6 protein-coding genes and 1 tRNA gene are annotated in these 6,443 nt (G+C 65.2%); all 7 read left to right on the top strand.

The features are described 5' to 3' along the window. Positions 1–18: 18 nt before the first annotated feature. Complete coding sequence (gene mepA / locus A3AU_RS0126550) at positions 19–1,110, top strand: penicillin-insensitive murein endopeptidase (RefSeq protein WP_027055585.1); 1,092 nt, start codon at positions 19–21, stop codon at positions 1,108–1,110. Between the two features lie 173 nt (positions 1,111–1,283). Beyond that, positions 1,284–2,303, top strand: a complete 1,020-nt coding sequence (locus A3AU_RS0126555) for a glucokinase (RefSeq protein ID WP_027055586.1) — start codon at positions 1,284–1,286, stop codon at positions 2,301–2,303. 165 nt (positions 2,304–2,468) lie between these two features. Continuing rightward, positions 2,469–4,328, top strand: coding sequence for an ABC transporter ATP-binding protein (locus tag A3AU_RS0126560; protein WP_051355479.1), 1,860 nt, complete (start codon positions 2,469–2,471; stop codon positions 4,326–4,328). Further along, positions 4,325–5,146 (top strand): 4-hydroxy-tetrahydrodipicolinate reductase, encoded by an 822-nt coding sequence (gene dapB, locus A3AU_RS0126565; protein WP_027055588.1) that lies wholly within the window; start codon positions 4,325–4,327, stop codon positions 5,144–5,146. The genes A3AU_RS0126560 and dapB overlap by 4 nt, the downstream gene beginning before the upstream one ends. A gap of 81 nt (positions 5,147–5,227) precedes the next feature. Beyond that, entirely contained in the window at positions 5,228–5,848 is a 621-nt protein-coding gene (locus A3AU_RS0126570; RefSeq protein WP_027055589.1) for a 2,3-bisphosphoglycerate-dependent phosphoglycerate mutase, read from the top strand. 149 nt (positions 5,849–5,997) lie between these two features. Further along, positions 5,998–6,082, top strand: a tRNA-Leu gene (locus A3AU_RS0126575). A gap of 180 nt (positions 6,083–6,262) precedes the next feature. Beyond that, positions 6,263–6,443, top strand: a 181-nt coding sequence (locus tag A3AU_RS1000000140165) for a hypothetical protein (protein ID WP_209444669.1), incomplete at its 3' end; no start/stop codon positions are given.

Genomic DNA, 6,443 nt, shown 5'->3' on the forward strand with positions numbered 1-6,443 from the left:
GGCGCGGGGGTGCGGTTCATGAAATCATCGGCGCGATCGCTTTCCGGCAGAAATGCGTTGCTGGCGGCAGCACTTGGCCTTTTCGCCCTGGCCGGCCTGACGGCCCAGCCGGCAATGGCCGAGGAACGCGCGAAAGACCTGTTCGGCGCCGAAAAACTGCCGACCGCAACCGCCCCGCAATCCTTCGGCTTCTATTCCAAGGGCTGCTTTGCCGGCGGTGTCGCCATCCCCATGGACGGCCCGACCTGGCAGGTCATGCGGCCATCGCGCAACCGCCGCTGGGGCCATCCGGCGATGATCGCGCTGATCGAAAGGCTGTCGCGCGATGCGGTCGCCGACGGCTGGCCGGGCCTTCTGATCGGCGACATCGCCCAGCCACGCGGCGGTCCGATGCTGACCGGCCACGCCTCGCACCAGATCGGCCTCGATGCCGACATCTGGCTGACGCCGATGCCTGACCGCACCATGACCAGGGCGCAGCGCGAATCGATGAGCGCCACCTTGATGGTCGACGAGAAGACGCATCTGGTGAAGGACGCACTGTGGACGCCGCAGCATACGGCGCTGCTGAAGCGCGCCGCGAGCTACCCGCAAGTCGAGCGCATCCTGGTCAATCCCGGCATCAAGAAAAAGCTCTGCGACACCGTCAAGGGCGACCGCACCTGGCTGCGCAAGATCCGGCCGTTCTGGGGTCACGACTATCATTTCCACATGCGCATCGGCTGCCAGCCGGGCTCGCCCACCTGCAAAGGGCAGGAAGCGACGCCGGATGATGACGGCTGCGGCAAGCCGCTGGCCTGGTGGTTCACCGAGGAGCCCTGGCGGCCCAACAAGAACCCGGATGCGCCGAAGGCCCGCGACGTGATGACGATGGCCAACCTGCCCAAGGAATGCCGCGCCGTGCTCGACGCGCCGGGGCCGCCCTCGGCCGAAGCCGCGACCTATCACGGTGGCGCCGTGCCGGTCGCGGTGGCGGGGCCCGAACCGGAAACGCCGTCGCAGCCTACCGCCCCGGCCAGTGACGGCGATCTGCCAGGCGCCGCAAATGCTTTCGCGGCAACGCCCAGGATGGGCGCGCCCGTTCCCCGGCCACGGCCGCCGGTGAACTGATTGCCAGCGGGTCATTTCCTGCGTCCAAAAATTCCGCGGACGAGCCGATCGCCGAAGCCGGCGCGGCGCCTGCGCTTGAAAACTGGCAGTGAAGCGGCTTTCCCTTTGTGAGGCCATGCGCTAGTCAACGACCGGGCGGTGAGAGGCTGCCTACAACGAGGCGGACGAAGAGCATGGCAGGCGAAGACGACACGTCCTTGCGGTTTCCGATCCTGATCGGCGACATTGGCGGCACCAATGCGCGCTTCTCGATCGTGCTCGACGCCAATTCCGAACCGACCGAGCCGCAGATCGTCCAGACCGCCAATTTCAACACCATCGACGAGGCGATCCAGGCGGCGGTGCTCGACCGCTCGTCGGTGCGCCCCAATTCGGCGGTGCTGGCGGTGGCCGGTCCGGTCGACGGCGACGAGATCGAACTCACCAACTGCCCGTGGGTGGTCAAGCCGAGGCAGATGTTTGCGAGCCTCGGGCTGCGCGACATCGTCGTGCTCAACGATTTCGAGGCGCAGGCGCTGGCCGTCGTGGCGCTCGGCGAAGAGCATATGGAAAAGATCGGCGGCGGCACGCCGGAACCCAATGCCGGGCGCGTGGTGCTCGGGCCCGGCACCGGTCTCGGCGTCGCCGGTCTGGTTCATGCGCTGCGCCGCTGGATTCCGGTGCCCGGCGAGGGCGGCCATATGGACATCGGCCCGCGTACGCCACGCGATTTCGAGGTTTTCCCGCATATCGAGAAGCTCGAGGGCCGCATTTCCGGCGAGCAGATCCTGTGCGGGCGCGGCCTCGTCAACGTCTATAGGGCAGTGGCGCGGGCGGACGGCAAGCCGTCGCCCTTCACCACGCCGGCCGAGATCACCGGCGCGGCGTTGGCCAAGACCGATCCGGTGGCTGAGGAAGCGCTCGAAACCTTCGTCACCTGCCTTGGGCGCACCGCCGGCGACCTGGCCCTGGTGTTCATGAGCCGTGGCGGCGTGTTCTTGACCGGCGGCATCGCGCAGAAGATCGTACCGGCGCTGAAGGCGGGCAACTTCCGCGCCGCCTTCGAGGACAAGGCGCCGCACAGCGCGCTGATGCGCACCATGCCGGTCTATGTCATCACCCATCCGCTGGCCGCGCTTCTCGGCCTTGCCGCCTATGCGAGGAACCCGTCGCTGTTCGGCGTCCAGACGGCGGGCCGGCGCTGGCAAGCCTAGTTCTTCGTCTGGAAGCGCCTATATGCGCTCCAGGCCGGCGCGCCTGAGCCCCCGTGACGAAGTTAATCAGCCATGGGCATAGGCAATGCGGCTGCATGACGTTAAGAGGGGTGCCGAATTTACAGCCCGGTCCCACGAGGCGGAAAACCACAAAGCGCTCCCGATTTGACACTTCAAGCTCCAAACAAACAAAAAGCCCGGCCCGGCGAGGTCACAGCGGTGCTCCGCCGCATCCTCGCAGAAAACGGCAATGAGTATCGCTGGACCTATGTCGTTGCCGTCTCTTGCCTGCTGATCGTTTCCGGCACCACTGCCTTCACGGCGTGGATCATGGCCCCGATGATCAACCAGATCTTCTACGAACGGCGCGGCGATATGCTCTGGTTGATCTGCGCCGGTTTCATGGGAGCCTCCCTGCTGCGCGGCTTCGCCGGTTACGGCCAGGCAGTCGCGTTGGCCAGTATCGGCAACAATCTGGTCGCGCGCTACCAGAAGCGCAGCTTCGACCATCTGATGAAGCTCGGTGTCGACTTCTTCAACGATACACGCTCCGGCCGGCTGGCGGCACAGGTCAGCGAGAATGTCGGCGGCGTTCGCGATCTGCTGTCGCTGACACTGACCTCGATCAGCCGCGACGCGGTCACGCTTGTCGCCCTCGTCGGCGTCATGATCTACCAGGATCCGGTGTTGTCGCTAAGCTCGCTGTTGATCGGCCCTCCGCTGATCTGGGCCGTCGTCTACATCACCCGCCGACTGCGGCGTATCAACCGGGATTCCGTGTTGATCAATTCGCGGCTGAACGGGTCCGTGCAGGAGGCCACGCAAGGCATCGCTATCGTCAAGGCCTTCACCCTGGAGGCCGAGCTGGCCCGCCGCATCGGCATCATGGCGGATACGGCCGAGCAGCGTAACAACAAGATTGCCCGCGTCTCGGAGCGGCTGTCGCCGATTTCCGAGATACTGGGCGGTCTCGCCGTTACCTCCGTGCTTGCCTATTCCGGCTACCGGGCGCTGTATCTCGGGCAGCCCCCTGGCGCGGTGTTTTCCTTCATCACCGCGCTGATCATGGCCTATGACCCGGCAAGACGCCTGGCGCGCACACAGGTGGGCATGGAACGTGCGCTGGTCAACGCCCGCATGATCTACGAGTTGCTCGACCTGGAGCCGAAACAGGGCGACGCGCCCGATGCCGTCGAGGCCAGGATCACCACCGGTGAGGTGCGCTTCGACAATGTGACGTTCGGCTACAGCGCCGACATGCCGGTGCTGAGGGATCTGAGCTTTACCGCCGCCGCCGGCAAGGTGACGGCGATCGTCGGTGCGTCGGGCGCCGGCAAGTCGACGCTGGTGGCGCTCTTGCAGCGCTTCTATGACGTCGACCAGGGCAGCATCGCGGTCGATGGCCAGGACATCTCGAGGTTGACCAAGCATTCGCTGCGGCAGTCGATCGCCTATGTGGCGCAGGCGCCTTATCTGTTCGAGGGCACGATCCGCGACAACATCCGCTACGGCCGCCTGTCGGCCACGGACGCCGAGATCGAGCAGGCTGCAAAGCTGGCTGCCGCAGACGAGTTCATCCGCCAGCAGCCGCAAGGTTACGATACGCCAGTCGGCGAAGGCGGCTCGACCCTTTCCGGCGGCCAGCGCCAGCGCGTCTCGATCGCCCGCGCCATCGTGCGCCAGGCGCCGATCCTGCTGCTCGACGAGGCGACATCGGCGCTCGACAACGAGGCGGAGGCCCGCGTTCAGGAAGCGCTGACCCATGTCATGCAAGGCCGCACCACCATCGTCATAGCGCATCGGCTGTCGACGGTGGTCAATGCCGACCACATCATCGTGCTGGAAGAGGGACGTTTGGTCGAGCAAGGCACGCATGCCGCGCTGATGGCCGACCCCCATAGCGTTTATGCCCGCTTCCACCGCATCCAGGGCAAGAAGGGGCTGGGGCTTGTCGATGACAGCAAGCCGATCCAAACTCCGGTCCGGACCACGCGCGCGAAAAAGACTGCGGTGAGGAGCACATGAGCGAAACAGGCGATATGGGCCTGGTGGTGGTGGGTGCGGCCGGCCGCATGGGCCAGACGCTGATCCGCGCCATCCACGCCATCCCGGGCGCCCGCGTCATCGGCGCGGTCGAGCGGGCGGATTCGCCCCATCTGGGCAAGGATGCAGGAGAACTCGCCGGCGTCGGCCGCATCGACGTGGCGATATCGGATGATCCGCTGCCGGTCTTCGCCAAGGCCGATGGTGTGCTCGATTTCACCACGCCGGCCTCGACGGTCGAATTCGCCTGCTACGCGGCGCAGGCGCGCATCGTCCATGTCATCGGCACCACCGGCTGTTCGGCGCAAGACAATGCCAGTATCGCGGCGGCGGCGCGACACGCCACCATCGTCAAGTCGGGCAATATGAGCCTTGGCGTCAATCTGCTGGCGGTGCTGGTCGAACAGGCGGCGCGGGCGCTCGACGCCGGTGATTTCGACATCGAGATCCTCGAAATGCACCACAAGCACAAGGTCGACGCGCCGTCGGGCACTGCACTTCTGCTAGGCGAGGCCGCCGCCACCGGGCGCGGTATCGCGCTGGCCGGCAACGACGTGCGTTCACGCGACGGCCATACGGGCGTACGAAGAGAAGGCTCGATCGGCTTTGCCACGCTGCGCGGCGGCTCGGTGGTCGGCGATCACAGTGTCATCCTGGCCGGCACCGGCGAACGCATCACGCTGTCCCACCATGCCGAGGACCGCGCCATCTTCGCCCGCGGCGCCGTCAAGGCGGCGCTTTGGGGGCGTGGCAAGAAGCCCGGCCTTTACTCAATGCGGGACGTGCTCGGGCTCGCCTGAGACGTTCCTGAACCATCTTCGTCCTTACGCAATTCCGGTGAACATTTTTCCTGGAATTTCTCAGATCCCAGAGGAGCAAAAATGTCGAGAACTCTCGTGCTCGTGCGCCACGGCCAGAGCGAATGGAACCTGAAGAACCTGTTCACCGGCTGGCGCGATGTCGACCTGACGGAGCAGGGCCACGCCGAGGCCAAGGCCGCCGGCCAGAAGCTCAAGGCGCGCGGCCTGAAGTTCGACATCGCCTTCACCTCGGCGCTGACCCGGGCGCAGAAAACCTGCCAGCACATTCTCGACGCGGTCGGCCAGAGCGACCTGAAGACCATCCGCGACCAGGCGCTCAACGAGCGCGACTATGGCGACCTCTCCGGCCTCAACAAGGACGACGCCCGCAAGAAGTGGGGCGAGGAGCAGGTGCATGTCTGGCGCCGCTCCTACGACGTGCCGCCGCCCGGCGGCGAGAGCCTGAAGGACACCGGCGCCCGCGTCTGGCCCTACTATCTGCACGATTTGCAGCCGCACGTGCTGCGCGGCGGCACCGTGCTGGTCGCCGCTCACGGCAATTCGCTGCGCGCGCTGATCATGGCGCTCGACGGCAAGTCGGGCGAGGAGATCGTCAAGCTGGAACTCGGCACCGGCGTGCCGGTCATCTACCAGCTCAACGCCGATTCGACCGTGGCGTCGAAGGAAGTGCTGGAGGGTTAAGAGCGTTCCTCTCCCCGTCACTATACGGGTAGAGGATGTCGGCAGGTAGGTGAGGGGAGGCGCCAACGCCCGAAACTGAGCCGACGAGCGGCAGCCCCGAAAAAAGCGCGTTGACAGCCATCGCTTGCCCGCTTATTGAGCCCGCACCAGCCCAGATGGCGGAATTGGTAGACGCGCACGGTTCAGGTCCGTGTTCCGCAAGGAGTGGAGGTTCGAGTCCTCTTCTGGGCACCATTTTTTCCCGACTACCAACGGGATTGGCGAGTTCCTTCTTATAAAAGCTGACCACGGATTTCGTCATCCCAGGGCGAAGCTCCGTCGCAGAGAACCTGGGATCCTGTGTGTTTGTTCAGTGTTATGGTCGAAGTGGGAAGGAAACCGAAGGGATCCTGGTCGCCCATTTCTGGACAGGCCGTGGCATGGCTCGGTTCCTTCCCACCGGTGAACCATCAACCTGAACAGTTGCACGGGGCTGTTAGCTGCAGACCCCGCACCACAGGAAGAGGCGTGGACATGATAATGCAGAACTATGTCGGCTGCGACATCTCCAAGCAGTGGCTCGATTTTTTTGATGAGGCAAGCGGTCGTTGTCAGC

The sequence above is a fragment of the Mesorhizobium erdmanii USDA 3471 genome (assembly GCF_000472705.1).
Classification (GTDB): domain Bacteria; phylum Pseudomonadota; class Alphaproteobacteria; order Rhizobiales; family Rhizobiaceae; genus Mesorhizobium; species Mesorhizobium erdmanii.

Bases quoted from the DNA above. Each gene is read 5' to 3' on its own strand.
- mepA (WP_027055585.1), top strand. From the start codon at position 19: ATGAAATCATCGGCGCGATCGCTTTCCGGCAGAAATGCGTTGCTGGCG.
- A3AU_RS0126555 (WP_027055586.1), top strand. From the start codon at position 1,284: ATGGCAGGCGAAGACGACACGTCCTTGCGGTTTCCGATCCTGATCGGC.
- dapB (WP_027055588.1), top strand. From the start codon at position 4,325: ATGAGCGAAACAGGCGATATGGGCCTGGTGGTGGTGGGTGCGGCCGGC.
- A3AU_RS0126570 (WP_027055589.1), top strand. From the start codon at position 5,228: ATGTCGAGAACTCTCGTGCTCGTGCGCCACGGCCAGAGCGAATGGAAC.